The sequence below is a fragment of the Brevibacillus sp. genome (genome assembly GCF_003521185.1).
GTDB lineage: Bacteria > Bacillota > Bacilli > Brevibacillales > Brevibacillaceae > Brevibacillus > Brevibacillus parabrevis.
Genome location: NZ_DOTK01000034.1, coordinates 108,227 through 134,197, shown reverse-complemented (window position 1 = coordinate 134,197; position 25,971 = coordinate 108,227). Strand labels below are relative to the sequence as shown.

Below are 25,971 nucleotides of genomic sequence, written 5' to 3'. Positions count from 1 at the left end.
TCACTCGCTTTCTCCCGTTATATTTTTCTGTAGTGCCTGCGCAATGACTTCATTGACATCTTGCCGCACAAAGCGAGCTGCGCTGGCAATCGCGTTTTTCATCGCTCTCTCGTCAGAGGAGCCATGAGCCTTGATCACAGGGCTTTTCAAGCCCAATAACGGCGCTCCCCCGTATTCCGCGTAGTCCATTTTCTTCTTGAAGCGCATGAGTCCCGGCTTTAAGATGGCCGCTCCTACTTTATTAATCAGACTCGAAGTAAACTCCTGCTTCAACTGCGAAAAGATTGTGGAAGCAGCGCCCTCTACCGCTTTCAGCAGCACGTTGCCGACGAAGCCGTCACAAACCAGCACGTCACATGCCCCTTCCATGACGTCGCGCGCTTCCACATTGCCGACGAAATTCAGGTCTGCCTGGGACAGCAGCGGGAACACCGCTTTGGTCAGCTCATTCCCTTTGCCTTCTTCTGTCCCTACGTTGAGCAGTCCTACTTTTGGATTTTCAAATCCAAGCACTTTTTCTACGTACAGGCTGCCCATCACCGCGTATTGCAGCAGGTGATGCGGCTTCGCATCCATATTGGCCCCCACATCAAGTGTGAGTGTTACGCGGCCTTTTTTATTCGGGATATAAGCGGCCAGCGCCGGGCGCTCGATGCCTTCCATGCGGCCTGCGTACAGCAGACCTGCCGTCATGAGCGCGCCCGTGTTTCCCGCCGAAATCGCTGCATCCACGATCTTTTCACGTGCCATCTCAACTGCAACAACCAGCGAGGAATTTTTCTTGCGACGTACAGCTCGAACCGGCTCATCATCTGGCAAAATCACTTCTGTCGTAGGAACAATCTCGATGTTTGCCGGCGCGTCTTGCGGCAAGTGGTTCCGAATGGCTTGTTCATCTCCCACCAGTACAACCGTAATGGCCGGGTTTTCCTTGATGGCAGCAAGTGCTCCTAATACTGTACTTTTTGGTGCGTTGTCGCCGCCCATCGCATCAACTGCAATTCGCAACCGTGTCTCCTCCTTACCTCTCATTCATGCCGATTTTGTGCGACAGTCATTTCCACAACCCGGAATGTCGCTGTAAAGACCAATTCACCTTGAACTTTCGTCTCCACGCGCACTTTGCACTCGTCGCCGTCTCGGCTGCGTACTACTGCCTTCGCGACCAGCTTTTCGCCAATGCGCACGGGGCGCACAAAGCGAATCCGGGCTGTAGCTGTCAGCGCCACATCGGCATTAATGACTGCTACTGCCAAAGAGTTAGCCTGGGCAAAAATATAATGGCCCCGGGCAATTTGTGTTTTGGAAAAAACGTGCTCTTCTTTTATTTCCAATACGGAAATAGCTTGGGAATCGAGCTGCAAGTCGATGATCTCCCCGATTACTTCCTCAATCCCCAACGACTTCACGGGATCAAGGCTTTTCTCCGCAACCGATTTGATCCGCTCCCGAAGCTCCGGAATCCCAAGCTCCAATCGATCTAGTCGTATTGTTTGAATGCTGACATGAAATAACTCAGCCAGATCTTCGTCCGTCGCAAATGGATTATCCGCCAGCGACTGCACCAAGCGGGTCTGGCGGTCTTTTTTTGGCAAGCGGGCGATGCGAAACACCCCCTAGCAAGATTCTTGTTTCGGATATGTATGATTGCGAGCTGTTTTTAATACCAGGTACCAAAACAGTATAAGGGAGAACGTTGGCAATTACAAGTAAAGTTCTTGAAAATGGGTAGCTCTCCCTAGCGGTACATTAGCCGAATGATCTCCTCAATCCCGGGTTCTTTCATCTGGATGTCCAAAGGCTCACCCCAGCCAGCCACTTCTGCCAGGATGCGCGGCGAAGAAATTTTTCCTTTGTCAAAATGAACGGACAAAACATTGCCGGACAACTCCAGCCGTTCAATCCCTGCCAACTCGGCACCCAGGTTTGGCGGCTGGCGATATTCAACCTGAATCAGACTGGGCAAACCGATTTGGCGGCGCATGTCATCCAATGTCGTGTCCATCATCTTTTTGCCGTGATTGATGACGATAATCCGCTTGCACAATTGCTCGATATCGTCCATGTCATGCGTCGTCAGCAGGATCGTCTTTTTCTGCGTCTCGTTCACTTCTTTTAAAAAGGCGCGGATGCGCGTCTTGGCGACCACATCCAGCCCGATTGTCGGCTCATCCAAAAACAGCACAGGCGGATCGTGCAAAAGCGCTGCTGCCAAATCCGCTCTCATCCGCTGTCCGAGCGACAGTTTGCGCACAGGTGTATCCAGAAATTCGCGCATATCCAGAAGCTCCTGGTAAAGCTCCATCGAGTGCCGATACGTGCGCGAATCGATTTTGTACATCGCCTGCAAAATCTCGAACGAATCTTTGACGGGCAAGTCCCACCACAACTGCGTTCGCTGCCCGAAGACGACGCCGATGCGCGAAGCGACCTGTATCCGGTCTTTTTGCGGACTGTAGCCGCCGATGCGGATTTCTCCCCGACTGGGGTGCAAAATGCCGGACAGCATCTTGATCGTGGTCGATTTCCCCGCTCCGTTCGGGCCGATGTAGCCGACGAACTCCCCTTCCCCGACGGAAAAGGAGATGTCGTCTACAGCCTTGACCTCACGCTGCTCCCGGGAAAACAAGGTGCGCACCGAGGCGAAGCGGCCTTTTTTCTCCGGAGACAAATAGAACGACTTGCCGATATGTACAGCTTCTATCATGATGAAAAACCTCCTCAGCTTCCCGTAGAGTGATAATGTCGTATACCTACCTTCCAAAAGGTGAGTGCCAAAAACAATGCGGTCGCCGCCGCAACAGGCGCCAGCAGCGGGTAGTACCAGCCTCCCCCTTTTCCGAGCAAGGCCAGCATCGGCAAGTAATTCATGTACGCGATCGGCAAGGCGGTAAAAAACAGCCATTTCAGCCAGCCTGGATAGAGCGAAATCGGATAGTTGGAGGCATTCGCCGGCGCGTAGATCGTAAAAGTCAGGATGTCTCTCATTTGATGCGTCCAAAAAGAGAGAGCCGCCGAAGACAACGCCATGGAAAAATAAATGACCCCGCCCGAAAGAATCGCGATCGGGGAAAAGACGATCAACCAGAGCAAATCTGCCCCTTCCCGGGCAAGTCCCGCAAGCGAGAGCACCAGCACTGCCACGCCTTGCACGATGCCGCCAATCCGCGAAAGGTCGAGATTGCGCGTAAGCAAAAGCAAGAGCGGCGATACCGGGCGAATCAGCATCTGGTCAAATTCTCCGTGCACGACATACTTCTCAAAATCGTTCACTTCCGGAGCAAACAGCCGATACAAGGAGACAGATGCCGAAGAAATGCCGTAAAGCATGCCGACCTCGTAAATATTCCAGCCAGCCACATCGTTGAAGCGGTGCAAAATGGCGGAAAGAATCACAAAATCGAGAACCATAATCATGCCGGTCGTAGCCGCGCTCGTAATGAAATTCATTTTGTACTGCATTTGCGAGCGGAGACTGGCTGCGATCAGCTTTCGATAAAGCATGAGCACGTCGCTACCCCCCTTGTATTTCCAGCTTTCTTCTTGCTTGCTTCGTCACAGCGAGAGCGACTGCTGTCAAAATGACAGCCCACAGCAGCTGAACCCCGATGCTGTAGGCCGGAGCAAGCTCCAGCCAGTTCATGACCGGATAGTAAATCATGGCGGCAAAAGGCAAAAACGGAGCCAGCTGCCCGAGTACCCCCGGCATCAGATCGACAGGGATCATCTGCCCGCCAAAGCCGAAAACTAGCGAGAGCAAAATGAGGTGCAGCCAGCGCACCTCGGTCGTCCAGAAAGAAGAAATGCCGACCAAATAAAAAAGGAGCATGCCTACGTAGGCAGCCAGCAGAAGCGAGAGCAAAAACAAGAGGTACGCAAGCGGATCGGAGGGGAAAGAAAAGCCTACCGCAAGCCCAAGCAAAAGGCCGATCGGCAGACTGCGGTAACAGGCGTTGTAGAGCAGGCGGCCAAACTCCTGGCTCAAGGTGTACCACAAGTAATGGACAGGCTTGATCATGTCGAGGCTGACCGCTCCGCTGCGCACCCCGACCTGCACATTCAGCCCGGGCGACATGAACGTCGTCACCCAAAGCACGCTTTGGCAAATCGCGATGTAGCAGGCCATCGTTTCCGCGTCGTACGGGCCGTGAACGGCTTTGCCTCGCAGGACTCCCATCCAAATGGCAATAAAAACAAGCCCAAAAATCGAGCTCGCCACATTGTTGATCAGATGAGAGAGACGATACTGAAGATTGCGTCGATAGCTTTTGCGGATAATCCGCCAGTAAACCATAAGAACCTCCTCGTGGAAAAGTCAGGAATAACAGGATAGCAGGGCTCCTATATGATTGCAAGCAAAAAAAGAGAAGGCTCTTCAAAAAGAAGAACCTTCTCTGATAAATCCATCTGCTGTCACGCGGGGTCTCCCTTCACGCCAGCCAGATGAAATCTACCCGCTATTTCATGCGTCTTTGCCGTTTTCAGCGGCTACCAATACGTCTACCTCGCTCTTGTCGAGGGCTTCGGCCATTTCCCGCCCTGGTGCGCAGTCCGTCACAATCAAGTCGATCTGATCCAGACTGGCTACCCGGTACAACATGCTTTTTCCGAATTTGGAGTGGTCAGCAAGAATAATCACCTGATCCGCCCGCTTCATCATCTCCCTGATCACATAGCCGTGATCTTCATCCGGGGAAACAAGCCCGCCCGTCGTCAGCCCGCAAGCTCCGACCAGCAACTTGTCGACGTGGTAATTCGCCAGATTTTCTACGGTTCGGGTGCCGTGCACACACTGATCTTGCGGGTTCACATCCCCGCCGAGCATTTTCACAAGCACGCCTTCCTTGCGCGAAACACTGGCTGCTGTAGCCAAGGAGTTTGTAATGATGACATGGTCTTTTGTCTGCAACGATTCTACCGTCAGTTGAACCGTCGTGGATGCGTCAAGCAGCAAATAGTCGCCGTGTTTGATCAAACGCGCGGCAGCCTGCGCAATCCGCCGCTTCCCTGTCAAATCGAGCTGCATGCGCTCCTGATGAGAAAAGCTTTTTTTGCTCAAGCTAGGCAAAATCGCTCCACCGCGAGTCCGCAAGATTTCTCCCTGCTCCTCCAGCTTGACGATATCTCGCCGGGCCGTATCACGGGAGACGCCGAATTGCTCCACGACTTCCTGTACACTGATTCGGTGGTGCTGCTGCAAATATTGCAGGATCGCGGTCAATCGCTCTTCCTGGTACATCACGGTTTCACTCCATCCTTGCCTTTCTTCCTCATTGTAAGTCATTTACGCATTTTAAGCAATATTATTTAAGTATTCATAAGCATTAATAAGCAAAATGAAGGCACAAAAAAAGCAAGGTGATTGCTCACCTCACTTTTTACGCAGCAAAGCTTACTTTGCTACTTTCACACCTTTGTAGTGACCGCAGCTTGGGCAAACACGATGCGCAAGCTTGTATTCGCTGCAATTATCGCATTTGATCATGCCTGGAATCTCTAATTTGAAGTGCGTACGACGCATTCTTTTACGGGTTTTGGAAGTTCTCCGTTGAGGTACTGCCATCTTCCTTACACCTCCTTCAACTGACAAATGCTAAGATGCTCTATTGGGTGGACAGTATAGGCCAAAAGCTTATGCCGTCCTTCAAAAATGAGACGCTGCATCCGAAGATCGGCGCCTCACCTTGAAAACAAGAGAATACTACTTGCTGTCCTTGAAAAAGTCAGCCAACCCGGCCAAGCGCGGGTCAATCCGCTCATTCTTGCAGCTGCATGCCACTTCGTTGCGGTTTACGCCACAACTCGGGCACAATCCTTTGCAATCTTCCTCGCACAGCGGGAAGGTTGGCATCGCGAGCAAAAAGTCCTCTTGCAACAGCGCAGTAAGCTCGATCTCGTCTCCTTCCAGTGGAAGGATGTCGCTGTCTTCGTCCTCGCTTATGATAGGATCATCTGCCAAAGCAAAGGTCTCGGAGAAGTCTATTGCCGCGTGATGGGTAAAAGGATTCAAGCATCGGGCGCAGACGAAATCGACATCGGCCTTCATGCTGCCTTTTACATAGTAGAGGTTACCGAGCTGTACAGCTTCGCCCTCGGCATTCACAGGAGTGATCCCGCGAATCTCGTTATGGCGACCTTTCAGTTCTGCTGCATCGAGCGTCAACTGAAACGGCAGTGCCTCTCCTTTTCGGTGTTCCAACTCTGCTAACTTAATGTTCATAGCACTTCACCTCATGCACAACAAGGATGATTATAGCCCGTGCAAAAAGCTTTGTCAACCATTTTTCCTTGACAGCTTGTTTGCTCAGGAAGATTTCGGTTTTTGTCCATCCAGATACGCAATCGCATCCTTTACTGTCTTGATGGGAACGATCTGCATGGAAGTTCCAATCCGTTTTGCGGTAGCCAGCGCTTCCTGATAATTGGAGGTTGCATCAGGCGTATCCTCGGGTGCAAAGAAAATTTCCGCCCCTGCTTTGTCAGCCGCGATGACCTTGTGGTTGATCCCGCCGATCCGGCCGACTGTCCCATCCAGTGAAATCGTGCCTGTACCGGCGATTTTATAGCCTTTTGTCAAATCCTTCGCCACATCGAGCTGATCCAAAATCTCCAGCGTCATCATCAGCCCGGCAGATGGTCCACCGATCCCTTGCGACGCGATCGTTACTTTTTTCGGAATCACGATCTCTTGCTTGTTGTCCGGACGCACCCCGATGCCGGCGGACTTCGACTCTGGCAGTGGTTCCAAGGTTACCATCGTTTTCCCTTCTTGTCCATCTCTTGTATATGTAATCTCGACCTGATCGCCTGCCTTTTTGCTGGCGAGAGCTTGCAGCAAATCTTTGGCTTCGGCGGTGCGCACTCCATCGACGGCGGTGATGACGTCGCCGATTTTCAGCACTTTTTTGGCGGGAAGTCCTTCGATTGTGCCCATGACCCAGACGCCTTCTTTTTCGATCTTGACATCGTAGCCAGCCAGGCGAAAAGCGACCGCTTCGGCAATCTTTTGCGAATTGTCCATCACGGCTTGCTCGCGGCGGACGAAGTCTTCGTTGTCCTCCCCTTTGCTGACCACCAGCTCTTTCGGCATCAGCTCGGCATCAGGCGACATGTTCGCGTAGACGTACCAAGCGAGATTCGCCTCGCCCATGCGCACAGTCGTAAGCATGAACGCGCCTGTTTCGTCCTTTTTGCCGCCTTCTACGTCGATCATCGGGCCTAGCGCGATAGCCGAGCCTGGCCTTGTCACATAGTAATTGGTCGGGATAAAAAAAGACAGTCCAGCCACAAGCACAATCAAGGCCAAAACCCAGCTAAAGCCTCTGGCTCCTCGCGATCTGCGCGTTTGTCTATAAAGTTGGTCCTCGTTCATCCGTTTTCCTCCCAGTTCGCAATCAGTTGCTGGATGCGCTCTGCTTGTGCTGCACCCTCGCGTTCCCCGAGTTCGATGATTTCCTCCACGCCAGAGTAGGCAATACTGCTATAATGTCCAACATCCGGGCGGATTACGATATCCGCAGCAATGATCCTGTGGCGGAGAATTTCCCGTTCCATCACATCAATCGTCTGGGCAATGACGTCGAAGATGCTGTTCACCTTCATTGGCGTATCGACCTGGGCCACATCGACTGCAATGACGATATCCGCTCCCATGTCTTTCAGCACCGTCACAGGCACGCGGTCAATGACACCGCCATCGACCAGCAGACGCCCGCCAACCTTTTCCGGGACAAATATGCCTGGAATGGAAATGCTCGCCCTGACTGCCTGATCAATCGGTCCATCGCGGAATACAACCCGTTCGCCGGATTCGATGTCTGTCGCTACAATCGCCAAAGGCTTGCCCAGTTCTTCCATCCGCTTCCCGTGAGTGAGCAGCTTGATCAACTGCTTGATTTTCTCTCCCGCGACAAACCCCATGCTCGGTACGGTCAGATCAAGCCAGTGCTTGCGCTTCAGATTGAGCGCGAGCTTCGCCATCATGTGCGGCTCGATTCCGTTTGCATACACCGCCGCAATCAAACTCCCCATACTGCTGCCCGCAAGCATGTCGATCTCGATTCCTTGCGCCTCCAATGCTTTCAAGACACCAATATGCGCAAAACCGCGGGCCCCGCCTGAGCCTAGCGCTACCCCCACGGTTGGCTTTCGCTTCGCCGTCATGCAAACACCCCCTGTAAACAGCCTATGTGACCATTCCCTGTTCCTTTCACACTTGAAAGATACAAGCCTCACGCATAGATCATCAGCCTGTCACGTAGACATGTACTATGATCTTTTCGTCGACACAGGAGGATTCCATGTCACGCCACTCACCGTTTTTCACCTTGTTGCTTGCCCTCTCGACAGTCGCGCTCGTCTTGACCCTTGTCATTTACTCGCAAATTTCTTTTGAAGCCGCCGTCCGTGGACTCAAAATCTGGTGGGAGGTCGTATTCCCCTCCACGCTCCCGTTTATCGTCCTCTCGGAAATATTGATGGGACTCGGAGTCGTTCACTTTGTTGGCGTGCTGTTGGAACCGTTGATGCGCCCTTTGTTCAATGTTCCGGGAACAGGCGGATTTGTGCTGGCCATGGGCTTTTCATCGGGATATCCGGTGGCAGCCAAGCTGACCACCCGCTTGCGCCAGCAGGGCAATATCTCCAAAGCGGAAGGGGAACGGCTCGTATCTTTTACGACGACGGGAGATCCGCTGTTTGTCATGGGCGCGGTGGCAATCGGCTTTTTCCACAGCGAGCAAATGGGAGTCGTCCTCGCCTTGACCCACTATTTGTCGGCAGTCATCATGGGGCTGATTTACCGTTTCCACGCGCCGTTTGCTGCCATAACCAAGCCTTTGGAAAAAACGAATTTGCCCCTCCCGCTCCGCGCGCTGCAAGCCATGCACCGGGCGCGAATCCGCGACGGTCGGCCGTTTGGCAAACTCATGGGGGATGCCGTGCAGTCAGCGCTCAACACCTTGCTCATGATCGGTGGCTTTATCATCGTGTTCTCTGTGTTGATTCAGTTGTTTCAAGCGATTCACCTGACCCAATTGATCAGTACGTTTCTCGCTATTTTCCTCGGTCCCTTTGGCTTTCCTCCCGCCTTTTCCAAAGCCATCGTCGCCGGGCTGTTTGAAGTCACGTTGGGCGCGCAGGCAGCCAGTGTCGTTCCCGATGCCGTATCCATGGTCTGGAAAGCTGCGATCGCCAGCGCCATACTGTCCTGGGGCGGACTGAGCGTCCATGCGCAAGTCGCCAGCATTCTCAGCGAAACAGACATCCGGGTAGCGCCTTATTTGATTGCGCGTGCTCTCCACGCTTTATTGGCGGCCATTTTGACCTTTGTTTTCTGGCAGCCGCTGGTCAAAGCGAGCAACTGGTTTTTGGAAAAAAGCGTTCCCGTCTTCGTGCCGACCACTTCCGGAATCCCCGTCACAAGCTGGTGGGAGACGATCGCTTTTTCTGGCACGCTCGCGGCAGGGGTGGCTGTTCTGCTTTTCGGCATCAGCTTGCTCACCCGTTACTTTCGCAGCAGCAAGCCGAGGTAAACTCGGTTACTCGCTGGCCAATTTGCGCTTGAGCGCTTCTTCAATCGCTGGCGGCACCAGATCGGCGACACTCGCCTTGTACCTTGCCACTTCTTTTACGATGCTGGAGCTGAGATACGAATACTGATTGTTGGTCATCATGAAAAAGGTCTCGATCTGATCGTCGAGCTTTTTGTTGATGGAAGCAACCTGCATTTCGTACTCGAAGTCGGACACAGCGCGAAGACCGCGAATGATCACTTTGGCTCCGCGCTTGTTCATGTAATCGATCAGCAAGCCGTCAAAAGAGTCGATCTCCACATTGCTCATGTCCGCTGTCGCCTGACGAAGCATCTCGACGCGCTCCTCTACGCTGAACAGGGAATTTTTTTTGGAGTTGATCAGAACTGCCACGATGACTTTGTCAAACACTTTTGCCCCCCGACTGATAATGTCGAGGTGTCCATATGTAACCGGATCAAAGCTTCCCGAGCAAACGGCAATCGCCATGTTGCCTCCCCCTTTTTTCTGTGAAAAACGTCTCGACGTTTTTCATGAAATGGAATGCGACCGCAAAAAGCGAGGCGTTCCTACGCTTCTTGCTGCGGCTCGTAATAGTACAAAGTGACCGCTGTCTCGCCGTACGTAGCCTCGCGATCTTTGACGCAATCGCCGATGGCAGCGGGAAACGAGTCCTTGCTGTCGTGTTCGGCGACGATCCAGGCACCTGCTGCGAGCAGACCAAGCTGTTGTAGCTGAGTGATTTCTTCCACGATGTTTTGCTTCGCATACGGCGGGTCCAAAAAAACGAGATCAAACGGCTGCTCCCGCTTTGCCAATTGCCGGATGGCTCGATCCGCATCCATACGGTACATTTCTGCGTATGCATCAAGGCGGCAGGCGCTGACATTTTGCTTGACGACAGAAAACGCTTTGGCATCGCGCTCGACGAAGACAGCTTTGTCCGCTCCCCTGCTTAACGCCTCAATGCCCAAGCTGCCTGTGCCGGCATACAAATCCAATGCCCAGCCCCCATCAAAGTACGGGCCGATCATGTTGAAAATCGATTCTTTCACCTTGTCGGTCGTCGGACGCGTTCCGATTCCAGGGACGGCCGCGAGTTTTCTACCTCTGTGTTCTCCTGCGATGACGCGCATAATTGTTCACCTGTTCAAAGAAGTTTGTAGAAGATAAATGCCGCCTGTACCAAGGCCGTTCTGCCTTCAGGCTGATATCATACTATCACAACTGCCTACCCCCGTAAAATTGGCAACTGGAAAATTTATGCCGGCTTCAGGTATACGAGACGCAAAGTTTGGAAAACATGATGGATAGCGACGCAACGGTGTCGCTGACAACCGCGGAGAAGACTTACGTTTCCCCATAAGCTCTTCCTCCGGTTTCTCCTCTCCCATAATTGAAAGGCAGTTCACTTAGGCGCGCGGCGTGTCTGATAGGAGCATTCCGTGCCATCGCTCCCTTCGCGGGAGGAGTTGAACAGCTGCCCCATCGTCATTTGACGAGGGGGTATTTTTTTGTTCCCGGCATGCGCATACTACTTGCACATGTTCCAAAAGGGGGAATTGACATGGCAGCAAAACAACCGTCCGAGCAAAAGCTGAAAGCAGCCAAAGCCCAGTCCATCGCGGATCGTACAGGCACTGGCAGCGAAGCGGCACGCGAAATGCAATCGCGGGCGGACCAGTCCGACATCGTCAAACACGGGCAGTAAAATCGGGCAAAAAGAACGCAACCAGCCGTCCCATGCAATCGGCTGGTTTTTTCATGGAATGGAAAGCAAGCTCGTCTGTGTCAATGTTTCCCGCCTGCATTTCCCTCGCGGCTTCGTCTGGCTGCCTACAAACAATAAGCAAAACGGCCGCACCCATCTCATCACTTACCTCGTAGCAGCATCCAGCCCCAGCCTTATGCCACTACCGAATCGGGAGGAATCGTATGCACACCGTCTGGAAAGGATCAATCAGCTTCGGCCTGGTCAACATCCCGGTTCGCATGTTTACGGCGACAGAAGAACGGGATATTCGCTTCCGCCAGCTGCACAAGGAATGCAACACCCCCATCAAATACACGAAAATGTGCCCGCACTGCCAGCGGGAAGTGGACGCCAGCGAGATCGTTCGCGGCTACGAGTATGAAAAAGGCCACTTCGTCATGATCAACGACGAGGACCTGGAGGCGATCACCCCCGAAACCCGCCGAGCTATTGAGATTCTCGATTTTGTGGACTTGTCGGAGATCGATCCGGTTTACTTTGACAAAAGCTACTTTCTGTCTCCTCAGGACACAGGGGAAAAAGCGTACGCCCTGCTTCGCGCCGCGATGGGCCAAACCGGAAAAATCGCGATTGCCCAGGTGACGATGCGCAATCGGCAAAGTCTCGCCGTCATTCGGCTGTATGAGCATTGCATGATGCTGGAAACGATTTTTTATCCTGACGAAGTACGGCCAGTCAATCAAGTGCCTGCCTTGCCAGAGGCGACCATCGCTTTGGCGGAAAACGAGCTGAAAATGGCAACCGAGCTGATCGGCAATATGACCGTTCCTTTCGATCCAGCCAAATATACGGACGAATACCGCAGCGAGCTGCAAAAAATGATCGAGAAAAAGCTGGAAGGCCAGGAGATTGCCACGGCACCGACCGTCGCCCGGACGAATGTCATCGACCTGATGCAAGCGTTGAAGGAAAGTCTCGCTTCTACCGCAGGCACTTCGCCTAATCCGGTAAAAATCGAGCCTGAGCCTACGCCAGCAGCGGCGAAACCGAAGCCTAGCCGCAAGCGCGCAACTCCCGCAGAGCCGACCGCAGCAGCTCCCAAGCAAATGCCAGCGCAAAGCGAGGCGATGACCACAACCAAAAAGCTGCGTCGCAAAAAAGCGACTCCCGTGTAACGCCATGCAAAAAAACCTGCCCGATACGGACAGGTTTTTTGCTTATTTTTCGACCAGTTGCTGCTCTGGCTCGATATGAATATGAACGGTATTGATTTTGTGCACACGTCTCATGCGTTCTTCGATGTGTTCGGTGATGGTGTGGCTTTCTACCACATTAAGGTGCGGCTCCACATGGATCACGACGTCAACCAGCACGCTGCTGCCGTGGTAACGCGCTTTAATATCGCTAATATCTTTTACTCCGGCGATGGACGAGATCGTCTCTTTCAGTTCCCCCAACTCTTCTACGTCAAAGCCGTCAGTCAAGCGATGGGTCGCTTCCCGGAAAATATCCCACGCTGTTTTCAGGATGATGACTCCGACTACCAACGCAGCCAGCGGGTCAAGCCAGTAAAGCTGGAACTGCGCCCCCGCAACGCCCACAAACGTCCCGATGCTGACGAAGGCGTCCGAGCGATTGTCTGCGGCCGCAGCCAGCAACGCCTGACTGTTTGTTCGCAAAGCGAGCTGACGGTTGTAGCGGTACACGCCCAGCATGATCGCTGCTGTCGCCAATGCCGTCCAGCCTGCGAGCAAATCCGGTGCCGTCGTTTTTTGATCAAACAGCGAAGGAACCGCTTCCGTCACGACTTGCAAGCCGACAAACAGCATGATGAATGACGCGACCAAGGCCGAAATCGTCTCCGCGCGAAAATGGCCGTACGGGTGATCGTGGTCAGGCGGCTTGCGGGCAATGCGCAGGCCGATCAGGACCGCAATCGATGCCACCACGTCTGTCGAGTTGTTCAAGCCATCTGCCATCAACGCTTCCGATCCCGTCAGCACAGCAACTCCTATTTTTAACGCCGAGCAAAAGATATAGGCAATAATACTGACCCACGCGCCCCGTTCCCCTTGCTTCAGATCCGAATATACATCCACACTCCATCACCTCAAAAATCTCAATCACTCCGTTCGCTCAAAAGACAAGAACGAAGCGTCATAAAGCAGTTTCTTTTTGATCGAATTACATCGTAACAGACGCGATTCGTGTGGGTCTACAGAAACAGTTTTAGTCCGATTCATGAGTATAGAGGGGGGGAAAATGTGTTGCCCTGTGGCAATTTTTGTTGGAAACTTTTTCTTGCCAACGATTGGCGTTCTCCGGTATCCTAATCTTGCAATCACAACCACAAACAAGCACGGGAGCTTGGAAATCACCAGGCTGAGAGGATGGTACTGTGCCATCGACCGTTGAACCTGAACTGGGTAATGCCAGCGGAGGAATGTCCATATGACACGACAAGTGACGTGTATCTTTTTGCAAAATACCCGTTGCTTCTCTACTCTCGCGTCTGGCGTCGCATGCTCCCATGCGGCGTTTTTTTCGCGACGGGCCTCTTTCGCCTCCCTACAAGGTTCGCGCTTCGTGCAACCACGCCAAGGAGGTTTTTTCATGTCATCCATTTCATCTTTTCCCGGAAGCCGCAAAGTATACGAGGTCGGCAGTCGCCCTGACATCCGCGTGCCGATGCGCGAAATCACCCTTCAAGCAAGCGAAGGGTTGTTCGGCCCTACCCCCAATCCGCCTTTGCGCGTCTACGACACGAGCGGCGAATACACCGCTGACGGATATGTCGCGGACATCGAAAAAGGCTTGCCGCTAGTGCGCAAAGCGTGGATCGAGGAACGCGGCGATACGGAAAGCTATGTCGGCCGGGAGCCACAACTTGTTGACGACGGAATCAGAAGCAGCGAAAAAGCGGTGACGATGCCAGCTTTTCCGCGCGAAGGCTATCGGCCCAAACGCGCTTTGCCAGGAAAAAATGTCACCCAGCTTCACTACGCCCGCCAGCAGATCATTACGCCAGAGATGGAATACATCGCGATTCGCGAAGGAGTGACCCCCGAATTTGTCAGAGCCGAAGTAGCTGCCGGGCGCGCGATTATTCCGGCCAACATCAATCATCCGGAAGCGGAGCCGATGATTATCGGGCGGAATTTTCACGTCAAAGTCAACGCCAATATCGGCACGTCGGCCGTAAGCTCCTCGATGGAAGAGGAAGTGGAGAAAATGATTTGGTCCGTGCGCTGGGGCGCCGATACGATCATGGATTTGTCGACCGGAAAGCACATTCATACGACCCGTGAATGGATCATCCGCAACAGCCCCGTGCCAATCGGTACCGTGCCGATTTACCAGGCGCTGGAAAAAGTCAATGGCAAAGCGGAAGACCTGACTTGGGAAGTGTATCGGGATACATTGATCGAACAGGCGGAACAAGGAGTCGATTACTTCACCATCCACGCTGGCGTTCTGCTGCGCTACATTCCTTTGACGGCAAAACGCGTTACCGGGATCGTCTCGCGTGGCGGCTCCATTTTGGCGGCTTGGTGTCTCGCCCACCATGAAGAAAACTTTTTGTACACCCACTTTGAAGAAATTTGCCACATTCTCAAAGCGTACGACATCAGCGTCTCGCTTGGAGACGGTCTGCGCCCCGGCTCGATTGCGGATGCCAATGACGAAGCGCAGTTTGCCGAGCTGGAAACACTCGGGGAGCTGACGAAAATCGCCTGGAAGCACGACGTGCAGGTGATGATTGAAGGGCCTGGTCACGTTCCGATGCACCTGATTCGCGAGAACATGGACAAACAACTGGAGATGTGCCACGAAGCTCCTTTTTACACGCTCGGGCCATTGACCACTGATATCGCTCCCGGTTACGACCACATTACCTCTGCGATTGGCGCAGCGATGATTGGCTGGTTCGGGACAGCGATGCTCTGCTACGTGACACCCAAAGAGCACCTGGGACTGCCGAACAAGGAAGATGTGCGCAACGGCCTGATCGCCTATAAAATCGCCGCTCATGCAGCCGACCTGGCCAAAGGACATCCGCGAGCCAAACAGCGTGACGACGCGCTGTCCAAAGCCCGCTTCGAATTTCGCTGGAACGATCAATTCAACCTGTCTCTCGATCCTGAGCGCGCCCGCGAATATCACGATGAGACACTGCCTGCGGAAGCAGCCAAGTCTGCGCACTTTTGCTCGATGTGCGGCCCGAAATTTTGCAGCATGAAAATCTCGCACGACATCCGTCAGCAAGCGCAGGAGCAGGAACAAAACGAGCCTGCGGCCATCGCGGCAGGCATGCAGGAAAAAGCCCGCGAGTTCCGCGAGCAAGGAAGCCAGTTGTACCAATAAACGCCTGGAGGTGGCAAGACATTGAATGAAGCCTTGCGTTTGCGCGCTGAAATCGCTCGCCTGGAGGTGGATTTGGAAAGTCTGAGACGCCAGCTGTTCCATTTGCAAAAAGAATGCGCGCACGAGTTCGTCGAAACATCGCTGGCGCGCACCTGCTCCAAATGCTTGCAAACAGAAAGCCTCTATTATTAGAGCGCGTATGACATAAAAAAGGTCGGAATCCCTCGTCATGGGATTTCGACCTTTTTTGCCTGCCGGATTCAGCGGGAAGCCTTGACCTGTAGCGGCAACCCTTCCTTATAGTACAGCTCAGGCGACAGCAGGATAAAAAAGAGGTGGACGTTCTCGAAGCCTTGCTTCTGCAAGATGCGATTCATCGTGCTGGCAATCTCATCGTGCTTGTTCTGTTCTCGCGGGAACATCATGATTTCCAGAGACAACGGGCTGTTCGTCAACTGCTCGACCAGCAGAAGCTCCAGCTTGACTTTTTCCTCGCTCACTTCAGCGATGCGGGCAAACTCTTCTATAATAAGGGGCGCAACCGATTGCAGCTTTGCTTTTTCAAAACCTTTAAACCGAAGAAATGGCAAGTCAATTCCTTCTTTCCGTAAACATGCGGCTCGCCAGCTTCCAGCAAGCAAGTCCAGGCTGTTCCTCAAAATCATTACCATAGTAATTATAAACTACAGTCTATTTCTAGATCAATGAAAAAAAGGGCTATATCCAAAGAACGACTCTCCCCTTACGCACTGTGGTGGACGTACCACGATTAGGAGGTTTCAAGCCATCCGGCGGATATAGCCCATCCATACTTGTTCATGCTCTCTTCATATGAATGTCGATTCATATGAAATTTTCTCTAGTATACCTTATATTCAATACTTAATCAACTAAGAAGTTTCGTAAAATTCGATCACAACTGCTGTTCAAGACTCTTTGCATAGACCGCAAACAATCGTGGGACTGTACGAATACGAGCGACCGCTCCAGCGGAACTTCAAGCAAAGCAATTACGGAGGCCCTATGCCACTTGAACCGATCACCCCTTTTGAACCGATCCAAACCGAAACGATACCAGCCGGAAGCAACTGGATTGCCCAGGTGAAGTGGGACGGGGTCAGAATGCTCACCTACCACGACGGCAACAAGACACAGCTCATCAATCGCAAAAAGAATGATCGCACGAGGCAATACCCCGAATTTGCCCGGCTCGAACGCTACTGTTCCGCCTCATCTGTCATTCTCGACGGAGAGATGATCGCTTTTGACAGCCAAAAACCGTCTTTCCACGAAATCATGAAAAGAGACAGCCTGCGCAAGGAACTGAGCATCCAGCTCGCCATCGAGCAAACTCCCGTCACCTACATGGTGTTTGACGTCCTGTATTGGAATGGCAACTGGGTAACCGACAAACCGCTCGGCGAGAGACAAGAGATTCTAGCGCAGATCATGCTTCCCGAGCCAAATGTGCAGATCGTACAAAATGTCAGTGACCCGCACAGCTTGTACGATGTGATGAAGCAGCATCACATGGAAGGAATCGTCTGCAAAGACTTGACGAGCACCTACCTCCCGAGCGGAAAAGATGCGCGTTGGCAAAAACTCAAGATTTTTCACGATCTGTATGCCGCAATCGGCGGTGTCACGCTGCGCGATGGCGTCGTGAATGCCGTCCTGCTTGGCTTGTTTGACGACGCCGGAAGACTTGTGTACATCGGTCATGCAGGCACCGGGAAGCTGACCCAGCGCGATTGGCGCGACCTGACCGAACGAATCAAACCGCTGCGCCTAGACAGCATGCCTTTTGCCAATCAACCGGAACGAAAAAAAGACACTCTCTGGCTGAAACCGGAGCTGATCGCCAAAGTCCAGTTCATGGAATGGACCTCCGGATTGACGATGCGCCAGCCGAGTATTCAGGCGTTTGTCGATGGCAGTTTGGCTGACTGTACGTGGAAGCAAATCAATTGATCGCCGACTCCCCGCCTGCTACTGCCGAAAGTTTCCTTGTTGTTTGGGACGGCCCAGCCTTTGTTTCCCGTGATTAAGGGCCTGCATTTCTCCGTAACTGGCAAGGAGCGCAATGACCATGAAAATAATGTAGGCGATCGCGGTGGCAATTCCGGCTGCGGGAGATTTGTCGCTGAGCATGTCTCCAAGCAAGATCGTCAAAATACAGCCTGCGAAGCTGATCGCTCCTCCCCACACCATCATGCGGTAAAACCGATGCAGCTTCGTTCCTCTGGGGATCAAGGTCTGGCCTTCCTCCCGCTTTTTCCTGCGGGCGACGATAAACAAAAACAGAAGCAGCGGCACCTGAAACAAGATGACGATAAAAGGAAAGCTGTAGCTGATAAACTGGTCGATATCAGCGACCTTCGGAAAAGCAAGCAAGGTTGACACAACCAGAAAACAGCCGCACGGCGCATTGTACGTATTGTAATGCAGCTGTCCGCCAAACGATCCAACCCCTACGAGAAAAGCCAAATACGCGACGATTACTTTAATGCTGAACGCCGGGAACCACAGGCTGAACAAAATCATTTCCACCCGGTCAAGAAAATCGGTCAGATGAATTTGCTGGACGAGAATATAGATCGGAAAATTAAGCCTGCTCGCGATGACGTATCCCATCACTCCAAGCAAAATCAAGATCATGATCGTCGTCGTGAAGCACACAATCATGATCCCGTGCTTCATCGCCGCAAACAGAAGCCTTGGCTCGCTGCTGGCGTGCAAGAACGCCCCGAATAGCAATATATCCCCATAGACGCCGAGCGGGAGCAGATTGCTCACTGCAATCCGTTCGAAAGTCGTACTGAGGATCGGTTCCAGCCGCTCGATGCTGTACTCGTTCATTAAAAGAAAGTACAGCATCAGGCACATGATAAAGTAGGCGGGAAAGTAAATCTCGTTTACCCGCGCTGCCACCTCCAGACTCGTCTTGCCGTAATACATCAACAGCAAAACGAACACGAGCAGAATGATTTCCAAAGGCGTCTGCGGCAGCAGGGAGACGTGCAAAAAGTCCGCGGCGCCTTTTATATCGAGAGCGAGAATGATCCAAATGTAAAAGAGGATCAACAGATTGATGAAACCACCGATCCATTTGCCGCAGATGATGAACACTATCTCAAACAAATTTTTGCCGGGGTAGGCGCGCACCAGCTCCGACAAGACATACGCTACCAACAAAGCGTAGCAGGCTGGGAGAATTTGCGAGAACCATGCATCCATTTTGGCGACCTGCACGACTGTCCGCAAAAAGCTGATCATCATCCCTGTCATCAACAAACTGCCGACCAACCAGGCAATTTGCCGGTGATTGACGACTTGCTTATGTATCATACTCTCCCTCCTCTACAACATATGTTCGATCCATGTTTTCACCTGAGGCGTGAAGATGTTCAGAAAAAATCCGGTCGAGAGCATTTTGTCGTGCTGATATTGCACAGCGTATATCCCGATGACGGAAAGCGCGTAGATGGAGTAGATGACGATTTGCTGTTTTCTCTCCATATGCTTGCGCTTCAGTATAAAATCCCAAAAGGAAAAAACTAGCATCAGCCCAAACAAAAGCAGGAATAGTCTATTCACGTCCGCCTTCTTCCTTCGTTATGTTTTTGGTCGTTTGCCCAACGTCTTGCACGACGACTTTGCTGTGAATTTGGAACGTTATGTCCGGCAGGTGATCATTCCAGTTTTTTCGATACGTATCCCGCCATTCTTTCGGGAACTGTCTGGCTAAAATGATCCCGAGTCCGATCGTGTCCGTCCGATACTTTTGCATCAAATTCAGCGTGTCCTTGACGCTGACCTCGACTTCTTTTTTGAGCTTGTTCTCGATTAAGGCAATATTTTTTTTCTGATCCAGATCAAGACTCGTCATGTTTTCAACCACGACACTCGTCGCAAAAACCGTAATATCGTAATGAATGCGCCCTTTTTTAATGACAGGCTTCAAGTCCGCTTTCCCTTTGGAAAAGTAGACCGTCAGCCGCTCTTTGTCATTCAGGGAAACGACCACCGAAAAAGGGGTGAACGTTCGCTGGAACCAGCGAAGACCTTTGATCGCCTGAGATTTTGCCATATAAACAAGCTTGTCCCCGCGAAACAAGCCAATCCCCATAAACTCCACTTCTTTTGACTTGCCCTTCGGATGAGAATCAACAGCATCAATGATGGGCAGAAAGGCATCGACCCCCGGTGTCGTCAGCATCTGGGCTACATCCTTGAGCGATACGGCAATCGCCTCCATCTTGACCAGTTCACGCATCGCCTCTCCCGAAAAGCGCTCAAACTGCGGCTGGGCGTTCAACAGCTCAATCCCTTTTCCTTTGGTCATGACCAAATAGGCCGTTAAACGATTCTCGGGAAATCGCGCTACGATATCCAATACGTCGCTCATTCCCTCCTTGGCGAGCTGTTCTCCGATGACAATCATGCGATGGTGGGAGTAGTACAGTTGACGCGACATCCGCGACTGAATAATATTGTTCGCTTCCCGGATCGTCTTGCCCACAGCGGAATCAACATAGTAAGACTTGTCACCGCTCGTCCCGCCGCCTCCCCCCGACGTCGAGCCGAGACTGCTGACAAGCGGCACCTGGACGGACAAGCGGTATTGCCCGTTTGGCTCCTTGTCCATAGCCATCGCAATCACGAGTGCCATGTCGTTGACTTCACGCCGATCCCAGCAGCCTGCCACAGGCAAGAGGCATAAAAGCAACACGACTATCGGAGTAAGACGTCTCACGCTTTTCCCTCCCCGTCAGATTTCCCGCCGCTCGTAGTCCCTGCCTGCCCTCCTCTTTGCTGGACTTTATTGGAAAAACCCGCGTTCATCTTTCGCGCATTTTGGATTCCTAGAAAGCTGGGGCGTTTTTCCATGAATGACCAGGGCACTCGTACCAGGACGTCTTTCATGTCTCCAATCGACATAGGCGCAAGCGGAGACAAATAAGGCACTCCAAACGAACGCAGGTTGGCCATATGACCCAAAATCAGCAAGACACCCACCAAAATCCCGTAGATGCCGAGAATCGAGGCTGCGATCATCAGCGGAAACCGAAGCATGCGCAGCGAAATCGCTACATTGAAATGCGGAATCGTAAAAGACGCGATCCCCGTAAGCGAAACGACAATCACCATCGGCGCCGAAACAATCCCCGCCTGTACGGCAGCTTGCCCAACTACCAGCGCGCCCAAAATACTCACGGCCTGCCCGACCGTTTTCGGGAGGCGAATCCCCGCTTCGCGCAATGCTTCGAAAGCGATCTCCATGATGAGCGCCTCGACAATCGCCGGAAAAGGAATCGCTTCGCGCGCAGCGGCTACGCTAAGCAAGAGCGTGGTCGGCAGCATTTGCTGGTGGTAGGTCGTAATCGCCACGTACAAGGCAGGAGTCACGAGCGCAATCACCATAAACAAATAGCGCAGCCAGCGAAGCAGCGTCGTCATCTGGAAGCGCTCGAAGTAATCCTCGCTCGCTTGCAGCATCATCCAGAACGTAGCCGGGGCGAGCAAGACCATCGGCGTGCCGTCCACAAAAATCGCGACCCGTCCCTCCAGCAGCGAAGCCGCTACCGTATCCGGCCGCTCCGAGTACATCAGCTGCGGAAAAGGCGAGTACACGTTGTCCTGGATCAGCTCCTCGATATAGCCACTCTCCAAAACCGCATCTATGTCGATATTGCTGATTCGCCGGGAAACTTCATCCACGACTTGCGGGTCTGCGATTCCTTCCAAAAAAGCCACCACGATGTTCGTGTTTGTCTCGCGGCCCACTACCAACGATTTCATTTTCAATCTGGGCGTGCGCAACTTGCGGCGAAGCATCGACGTATTTGTGCGGATGTTTTCAATAAAGCCCTCGCGAGGTCCACGGACGACCGCTTCCCCCTCCGGCTCGTTGACCGATCGCTTTTCTGCCCCGCGGATGCCGAGCGTGAGCGCTTCCACATTTCCATCGACCAAAATTCCTGTATCTCCAGACAGTACCGCCTGCAAAAGCTCTTTGTAGTCGCTGACCCTGTCAATTTGTGAAACAGGCAGTAGCCGTTCCTCGATAACGCGAATATCCTCATCCCCGTCTTCGAGCACCATCAGAGATTGCAGCGCCTGGTTCACTTCTTTGGTGTCAATCAGTCCGTCAACAAAGATCGCTGCCGCGCGCTCGCTGTTCCTTTGCCGGAACTCCCGTATGACAAAGTCCGAGCAGTCGGAAAAAAGCTTTTCCAGCACTTCGATGTTGTCGTCAAGGCTTGGAAAAAGCGGAATGCCTTCCAGCTCAAGCAAGCTGCAAGTGTCAATCGTCTCCAACAATTCTTTTGTCTTGCTCTTTTTCTTGAACTCCATCTCATCACCAGCCACTGGAAAGCTAACCGTATTATGGGTGATTTGCTGGAAAGATATGCAGTGCGCCTGCTGCTTGCATAGCCGATCGACCATCAGGAGAAAGTAGGAGCACATCTGCCGTCCAAAGGAAGGTGCCGCCGTGGCTTATGCAACCAAAGAATACGAGCTGACCATCGCCGAACGTACAATCAGCATCAGCAACCCTGAAAAACCGCTCTGGCCGGAAGCAAACGTGACCAAGCTCGATTACTTGCGTTACTTGCTGACCGTTGCTCCCTACATGCTCCGCTACGCCCATGATCGGCTGCTCACCGTGATCCGCTACCCGCACGGGATTCACGCCAAGCATTTTTATCAAAAAAACATCCCGGACTATGCGCCTGACTGGATCAAGACTCATACGTGGGAAAACGTTCGCTATGTGTTGTGCAACGATGAAGCCACGCTGCTCTGGATGGCGAATCAGGCCGCCTTGGAGTGGCATGTTTCCTTTCACCTGGCTGCCGACGAAACACCGACAGAGCTGGTGTTTGATCTCGATCCGTCCACCGAAGATTTCTCGGTTGTGATTGAGTCAGCGCTTCTATTGAAAGAGCTGCTTGATGAACTGAAGCTGCCCGCTTACGTCAAGACGTCCGGTGCAAGCGGCCTGCAAGTGTACGTTCCGATTGAACGCCGCTATGCGTTTGAACAAACGAGACAGGTCGGGCACTTTATCGCTTCCTATCTCGTCAGCAAGCATCCCGCTTTTTTGACTATCGAGCGCATGGTCAAAAACCGCGGCACCAAGCTGTACATCGACTACCTCCAGCATTGGCGGGGCAAGACACTTCCTGCGCCTTATTCCACACGGGCAAAAAAACTTGCGACCGTCTCTGCTCCGCTGCGCTGGGAAGAGCTGCCGCAGGCTCATCCCTCCGCTTACACCGTGCACACCGTCCCGGAGCGGCTACGCGAGCTGGGAGATCTCTTTTCCGCCGTCTCCCAACCGGACAAGCCAGCATCTCTCGATCCCATCCTTGACTTTTTGCACGCTCGCTAGTCTTCTAGTTGGAATCATGCCGCCCAGATGTGCTATACTGTGCACAGACGTTTTCAGGCAAGGAGGCATTTTCATGATTGATCCGATCGCAATATCGCTCGGACCCCTTAAAATTCACTGGTATGGCATTATTATGGGATTGGCTTTCTTTCTCGGGACATACCTCGCGAGGCACAATTCCAAACGTTCCGGCATCGATCCTGACCACGTCCTGAACATGGTCGTTCTGATCATCCCGGCAGCGATTGTGTGCGCCCGTCTGTATTATGTTGTATTTGAGTGGGCGCAGTACAAAGACAACCTGATGGATATTTTCGCCGTCTGGAAAGGCGGACTCGCCATCCATGGCGGGCTGATCGGGGGAGTTCTGGCGGGGACGTATTACATTCGCAAGCACAATCTGCCCTTCCTTCGCCTGGCTGATATTTTCATGCCCAGTGTCATTCTGGGGCAAGCTATCGGCCGCTGGGGAAATTTCATCAACCAGGAAGCACACGGAGAGACGGTCTCTGCTGAGTTCATGGCGAAATTTCCGGCATTTATCCGCGATCAGATGTTTATCGGCGGACAGTATTATCACCCGACCTTTTTGTATGAATCGCTGTGGAATCTGGTCGTCTTCGGCATTTTGATGCTGCTGCTCTACCGTTTGAAAAAATTCGATGGTCAAGTGCTGTTCAGCTACATGATCCTTTATTCAATCGGACGCTTCTTCATTGAAGGAATGCGCACAGACAGCCTGCTGATTGCCGACACGCTCCGGGTCGCCCAGCTGGTCAGTCTGAGCCTGATCGCTCTCGGCGCCATCCTGATGCTGGTCTTCGCTCGCAAAAGCAAGCAGTCCAGACCTTCTCAAAATTCAATGGAATAGCAATCAAACCAATTGCAAAAACCACTCTCGCCTCGCTGGCAGAGTGGTTTTTTTCGTCTCCCTCGTCTGAATTGTCGCAATGCAGGAAATAACTAAGAGAACAGGAGGGGTTTTCAGATGGATGACAATCTATTGGAAGAGTATTTGGATCGGCCCGTCCGCATCCATTTTTCACCTGACAAGGTTGGACCCGGGCTTGCCTCGTATGTGGACGGAAAGCTGTACGATTACAGCGTGAACGGCATCTTGATCGAGGAACGGGACGGCTCGCTCGACTACATCCCTTTTTCGGCTGTGCGGCTCGTGCAAATCAAGCCGAAAGCCAGCTTGTGGGAGCGGTTGACCGGGTCTGGATAAGCAAAAAGACACCTCGCTACGAAATGGCATCGTAGGAAAGGTGTCTTTTTTGACATGTATCGTTCCCTTTACAGGAAAACGTCCAAGACAACGTAACAGGCAGCTGCGAGAAGACCCGTCACCGGAAGCGTAATGATCCAGGTAACGATGATTCGGCCAGCCAAGCCCCATTTCACTGCGTTCAGCTTTTGTGACGCCCCTACCCCCAAAATGGAGGAAGTGATTACGTGCGTCGTACTGACAGGCAGTTTCAAAGTAGTAAAGATTGTGATAATCAAGGCAGAAGACAGGTCGGCGGAAAAGCCACTGATTGGCTTGATTTTCATAATCTTACCACCCATCGTCTTGATGATCCGCCAGCCGCCAAAAGATGTTCCCAAAGCCATGGCAAGCGCAGCAGACAGCTTCACCCACAACGGAATGGTAAACTCGCCCGGCTCCTGCACGAGGAAGCCGCCAGAAAGCAATGCCAGTGTAATGACACCCATTGTTTTCTGGGCATCGTTGGCTCCGTGGCTGAATGACTGCCAGGAAGCGGACAAGACTTGCAGCATTCGGAAGCTGCGATTTGTTTTATGATAGGCCGTATTTGCCACGAGAGCAGATACGATTTTGATCACAATAAAACCGATAACAAAAGCGACGATTGGCGAAATGATCAACGCTTTGACGATCTCAATGAAGCCTTCCATGTTGATGGAGCCAAAGCCGGATGCGCCAACCGCAGCACCAGCAACGCCGCCGATGATGGCATGCGAGGACGAGCTTGGGATACCGAACCACCAAGTGATCAGATTCCACAAGATCGCTGCTGTCAAAGCGGCCAAAACGACAACCAGTCCATTTTCCAGCTTGAACGGGTCCGTAATTTTTCCCCCGATCGTCTTCGCTACACCCGTATACGTCAAGGCGCCGAGCAGGTTGAATAGCGAGGCGATCACAATCGCTGTACGCGGACTCAAAGCTCGGGTCGATACAGAGGTTGCAATAGCGTTGGCCGTGTCGTGAAAACCGTTGATGAAGTCAAAGCTAAGCGCCATGATGACGACAAGAACGAGAATGATCACCTCTGGCGAAAGATCAAGCATTCTTTAACACGATCCCTTCCACCAGGTTCGAAACGTCCTCGGCAAAATCGGCACAGTCTTCCAGCTTGTCGTAAATTTCCTTGAGCTTGATTGCTTCGATCGGATTCGCATCTGGCGAGTTCAGCAGATCGGACACCATTTTGCGGTAATTCGAGTCGGATTCGTGCTCCAGGTCTTTGATTTCTCTAGCAATTTTCGAGACGACTTGATGATCGAGCTTGCGCAAGGTGCGGATGAGTTCGATCAGCTTCGCGGAGCATTTCACCAAGATGTTTGCTTGCGCCAAAACGCGAGGCTCCGGCTGGCGAACCTGATAGAGGTACATGCGATCGGCAACCCCGTCAATGTAATCGATCATCGAGTCCATTGTATGAGCGAGCTGGTGAATGTCTTCCCGCTCAAGTGGAGTGATAAAGGTAGAATTCAACTCGTTCATGATTCGGCGAACGATTTCATCCCCTTCTTTTTCAACAGCTTTGATTGCCTTAACCTTGGCTTCTACATCCTGATAGTTGCCTATCATTTCATAAAAAAGATGAGTCCCTTTGTGCACCGTGGCAATCTGCTGTTCAAACAGATCAAAGAAGATATACTTGTTAGATTTCAACATACGGTCCTTCTTCACTCCTTTGGATAAATCACAC

The 25,971-nt window shown here is 52.4% G+C and carries 29 protein-coding genes and 1 riboswitch; of the genes, 9 read left to right on the top strand and 20 right to left on the bottom strand.

Annotated elements, in window-relative coordinates; translation table 11 throughout:
* The 10 genes from plsX to DEP07_RS08750 form a co-directional block, all read right to left on the bottom strand.
* Complete coding sequence (gene plsX / locus DEP07_RS08795; RefSeq protein ID WP_287102384.1) at positions 1-1,008, bottom strand: phosphate acyltransferase PlsX; 1,008 nt, start codon at positions 1,006-1,008, stop codon at positions 1-3.
* 20 nt (positions 1,009-1,028) lie between these two features.
* Positions 1,029-1,613, bottom strand: coding sequence for a transcription factor FapR (gene fapR / locus DEP07_RS08790; protein WP_122965162.1), 585 nt, complete (start codon positions 1,611-1,613; stop codon positions 1,029-1,031).
* Between the two features lie 125 nt (positions 1,614-1,738).
* Positions 1,739-2,707, bottom strand: a complete 969-nt coding sequence (locus DEP07_RS08785) for an ABC transporter ATP-binding protein (protein WP_173596479.1) — start codon at positions 2,705-2,707, stop codon at positions 1,739-1,741.
* 14 nt (positions 2,708-2,721) lie between these two features.
* A complete protein-coding gene (locus tag DEP07_RS08780; protein WP_217365054.1) occupies positions 2,722-3,504 on the bottom strand; it encodes an ABC transporter permease in 783 nt (260 codons plus the stop codon).
* Positions 3,505-3,514: 10 nt separating this feature from the next.
* A complete protein-coding gene (locus tag DEP07_RS08775; protein ID WP_122965159.1) occupies positions 3,515-4,294 on the bottom strand; it encodes an ABC transporter permease in 780 nt (259 codons plus the stop codon).
* Between the two features lie 168 nt (positions 4,295-4,462).
* Positions 4,463-5,239 carry a DeoR/GlpR family DNA-binding transcription regulator gene (locus DEP07_RS08770; protein WP_173596604.1) on the bottom strand — a complete coding sequence of 259 codons (777 nt, stop codon included), beginning with the start codon at positions 5,237-5,239 and terminating at the stop codon, positions 4,463-4,465.
* A gap of 153 nt (positions 5,240-5,392) precedes the next feature.
* Positions 5,393-5,563 carry a 50S ribosomal protein L32 gene (gene rpmF / locus DEP07_RS08765; protein ID WP_005834357.1) on the bottom strand — a complete coding sequence of 57 codons (171 nt, stop codon included), beginning with the start codon at positions 5,561-5,563 and terminating at the stop codon, positions 5,393-5,395.
* Positions 5,564-5,701: 138 nt separating this feature from the next.
* Complete coding sequence (locus DEP07_RS08760; RefSeq protein WP_063227682.1) at positions 5,702-6,220, bottom strand: YceD family protein; 519 nt, start codon at positions 6,218-6,220, stop codon at positions 5,702-5,704.
* Positions 6,221-6,304: 84 nt separating this feature from the next.
* Positions 6,305-7,372: a SepM family pheromone-processing serine protease gene (locus DEP07_RS08755; RefSeq protein ID WP_173596477.1), complete on the bottom strand. Its 1,068-nt coding sequence runs from the start codon at positions 7,370-7,372 to the stop codon at positions 6,305-6,307.
* A complete protein-coding gene (locus DEP07_RS08750) occupies positions 7,369-8,163 on the bottom strand; it encodes a patatin-like phospholipase family protein (protein WP_122965156.1) in 795 nt (264 codons plus the stop codon). The genes DEP07_RS08755 and DEP07_RS08750 overlap by 4 nt, the downstream gene beginning before the upstream one ends.
* A gap of 137 nt (positions 8,164-8,300) precedes the next feature.
* Between DEP07_RS08750 and ylbJ the strand changes: the two genes are divergently transcribed.
* Positions 8,301-9,533 (top strand): sporulation integral membrane protein YlbJ, encoded by a 1,233-nt coding sequence (gene ylbJ / locus DEP07_RS08745; protein WP_173596476.1) that lies wholly within the window; start codon positions 8,301-8,303, stop codon positions 9,531-9,533.
* A 6-nt stretch (positions 9,534-9,539) separates the two neighbouring features.
* Here ylbJ and coaD read toward each other — a convergent pair whose 3' ends face one another.
* Entirely contained in the window at positions 9,540-10,022 is a 483-nt protein-coding gene (coaD, locus tag DEP07_RS08740; RefSeq protein WP_063227686.1) for a pantetheine-phosphate adenylyltransferase, read from the bottom strand.
* 80 nt (positions 10,023-10,102) lie between these two features.
* Positions 10,103-10,669: a 16S rRNA (guanine(966)-N(2))-methyltransferase RsmD gene (gene rsmD, locus DEP07_RS08735; RefSeq protein ID WP_217021384.1), complete on the bottom strand. Its 567-nt coding sequence runs from the start codon at positions 10,667-10,669 to the stop codon at positions 10,103-10,105.
* Between the two features lie 431 nt (positions 10,670-11,100).
* Here rsmD and DEP07_RS08730 point away from each other — a divergent pair, with 431 nt between their 5' ends.
* Entirely contained in the window at positions 11,101-11,244 is a 144-nt protein-coding gene (locus DEP07_RS08730; RefSeq protein ID WP_173596475.1) for a hypothetical protein, read from the top strand.
* Between the two features lie 224 nt (positions 11,245-11,468).
* Positions 11,469-12,422: a non-homologous end joining protein Ku gene (gene ku / locus DEP07_RS08725; protein WP_287102382.1), complete on the top strand. Its 954-nt coding sequence runs from the start codon at positions 11,469-11,471 to the stop codon at positions 12,420-12,422.
* A gap of 42 nt (positions 12,423-12,464) precedes the next feature.
* On the opposite strand, the gene DEP07_RS08720 is transcribed toward ku, so the two are convergent.
* On the bottom strand, positions 12,465-13,346 hold the full coding sequence (locus tag DEP07_RS08720; protein ID WP_122965151.1) for a cation diffusion facilitator family transporter: 882 nt from the start codon (positions 13,344-13,346) through the stop codon (positions 12,465-12,467).
* A 250-nt stretch (positions 13,347-13,596) separates the two neighbouring features.
* Positions 13,597-13,708, top strand: a riboswitch (TPP riboswitch).
* A 152-nt stretch (positions 13,709-13,860) separates the two neighbouring features.
* Between DEP07_RS08720 and thiC the strand changes: the two genes are divergently transcribed.
* Together thiC and DEP07_RS08710 are read left to right on the top strand one after the other, a co-directional pair.
* The gene (thiC, locus tag DEP07_RS08715) at positions 13,861-15,612 is read left to right on the top strand and encodes a phosphomethylpyrimidine synthase ThiC (protein ID WP_287102381.1); all 1,752 of its coding nucleotides are present in this window, start codon (positions 13,861-13,863) and stop codon (positions 15,610-15,612) included.
* A gap of 21 nt (positions 15,613-15,633) precedes the next feature.
* Positions 15,634-15,804, top strand: a complete 171-nt coding sequence (locus tag DEP07_RS08710; protein ID WP_167470327.1) for a hypothetical protein — start codon at positions 15,634-15,636, stop codon at positions 15,802-15,804.
* A gap of 68 nt (positions 15,805-15,872) precedes the next feature.
* On the opposite strand, the gene DEP07_RS08705 is transcribed toward DEP07_RS08710, so the two are convergent.
* A complete protein-coding gene (locus tag DEP07_RS08705) occupies positions 15,873-16,202 on the bottom strand; it encodes a DUF1904 family protein (RefSeq protein WP_122965149.1) in 330 nt (109 codons plus the stop codon).
* A 433-nt stretch (positions 16,203-16,635) separates the two neighbouring features.
* Here DEP07_RS08705 and DEP07_RS08700 point away from each other — a divergent pair, with 433 nt between their 5' ends.
* Positions 16,636-17,583: an ATP-dependent DNA ligase gene (locus DEP07_RS08700; protein ID WP_122965148.1), complete on the top strand. Its 948-nt coding sequence runs from the start codon at positions 16,636-16,638 to the stop codon at positions 17,581-17,583.
* An 18-nt stretch (positions 17,584-17,601) separates the two neighbouring features.
* Here DEP07_RS08700 and DEP07_RS08695 read toward each other — a convergent pair whose 3' ends face one another.
* From DEP07_RS08695 to DEP07_RS08680, 4 genes are read right to left on the bottom strand one after another with little or no spacing between them, the layout of a single operon-like run.
* On the bottom strand, positions 17,602-18,960 hold the full coding sequence (locus DEP07_RS08695) for a GerAB/ArcD/ProY family transporter (protein WP_122965147.1): 1,359 nt from the start codon (positions 18,958-18,960) through the stop codon (positions 17,602-17,604).
* Positions 18,961-18,972: 12 nt separating this feature from the next.
* Entirely contained in the window at positions 18,973-19,209 is a 237-nt protein-coding gene (locus tag DEP07_RS08690) for a hypothetical protein (protein WP_122965146.1), read from the bottom strand.
* On the bottom strand, positions 19,202-20,368 hold the full coding sequence (locus DEP07_RS08685) for a Ger(x)C family spore germination protein (protein WP_122965145.1): 1,167 nt from the start codon (positions 20,366-20,368) through the stop codon (positions 19,202-19,204). The genes DEP07_RS08690 and DEP07_RS08685 overlap by 8 nt, the downstream gene beginning before the upstream one ends.
* Positions 20,365-21,969 (bottom strand): spore germination protein, encoded by a 1,605-nt coding sequence (locus tag DEP07_RS08680; RefSeq protein ID WP_122965144.1) that lies wholly within the window; start codon positions 21,967-21,969, stop codon positions 20,365-20,367. The genes DEP07_RS08685 and DEP07_RS08680 overlap by 4 nt, the downstream gene beginning before the upstream one ends.
* A 139-nt stretch (positions 21,970-22,108) precedes the next feature.
* Between DEP07_RS08680 and ligD the strand changes: the two genes are divergently transcribed.
* From ligD to DEP07_RS08665, 3 genes are all read left to right on the top strand, one after another.
* Complete coding sequence (gene ligD, locus DEP07_RS08675; protein ID WP_287102380.1) at positions 22,109-23,011, top strand: non-homologous end-joining DNA ligase; 903 nt, start codon at positions 22,109-22,111, stop codon at positions 23,009-23,011.
* Positions 23,012-23,084: 73 nt separating this feature from the next.
* Positions 23,085-23,882, top strand: a complete 798-nt coding sequence (lgt, locus tag DEP07_RS08670; RefSeq protein WP_122965142.1) for a prolipoprotein diacylglyceryl transferase — start codon at positions 23,085-23,087, stop codon at positions 23,880-23,882.
* Between the two features lie 117 nt (positions 23,883-23,999).
* Entirely contained in the window at positions 24,000-24,239 is a 240-nt protein-coding gene (locus DEP07_RS08665; RefSeq protein ID WP_173596468.1) for a hypothetical protein, read from the top strand.
* A 68-nt stretch (positions 24,240-24,307) separates the two neighbouring features.
* Here DEP07_RS08665 and DEP07_RS08660 read toward each other — a convergent pair whose 3' ends face one another.
* Both DEP07_RS08660 and DEP07_RS08655 read right to left on the bottom strand, forming a co-directional pair.
* Entirely contained in the window at positions 24,308-25,327 is a 1,020-nt protein-coding gene (locus DEP07_RS08660) for an inorganic phosphate transporter (RefSeq protein WP_122965140.1), read from the bottom strand.
* On the bottom strand, positions 25,320-25,937 hold the full coding sequence (locus DEP07_RS08655; protein WP_005836349.1) for a DUF47 domain-containing protein: 618 nt from the start codon (positions 25,935-25,937) through the stop codon (positions 25,320-25,322). Before DEP07_RS08655 ends, DEP07_RS08660 begins: the two co-directional genes overlap by 8 nt.
* Positions 25,938-25,971: the final 34 nt, after the last annotated feature.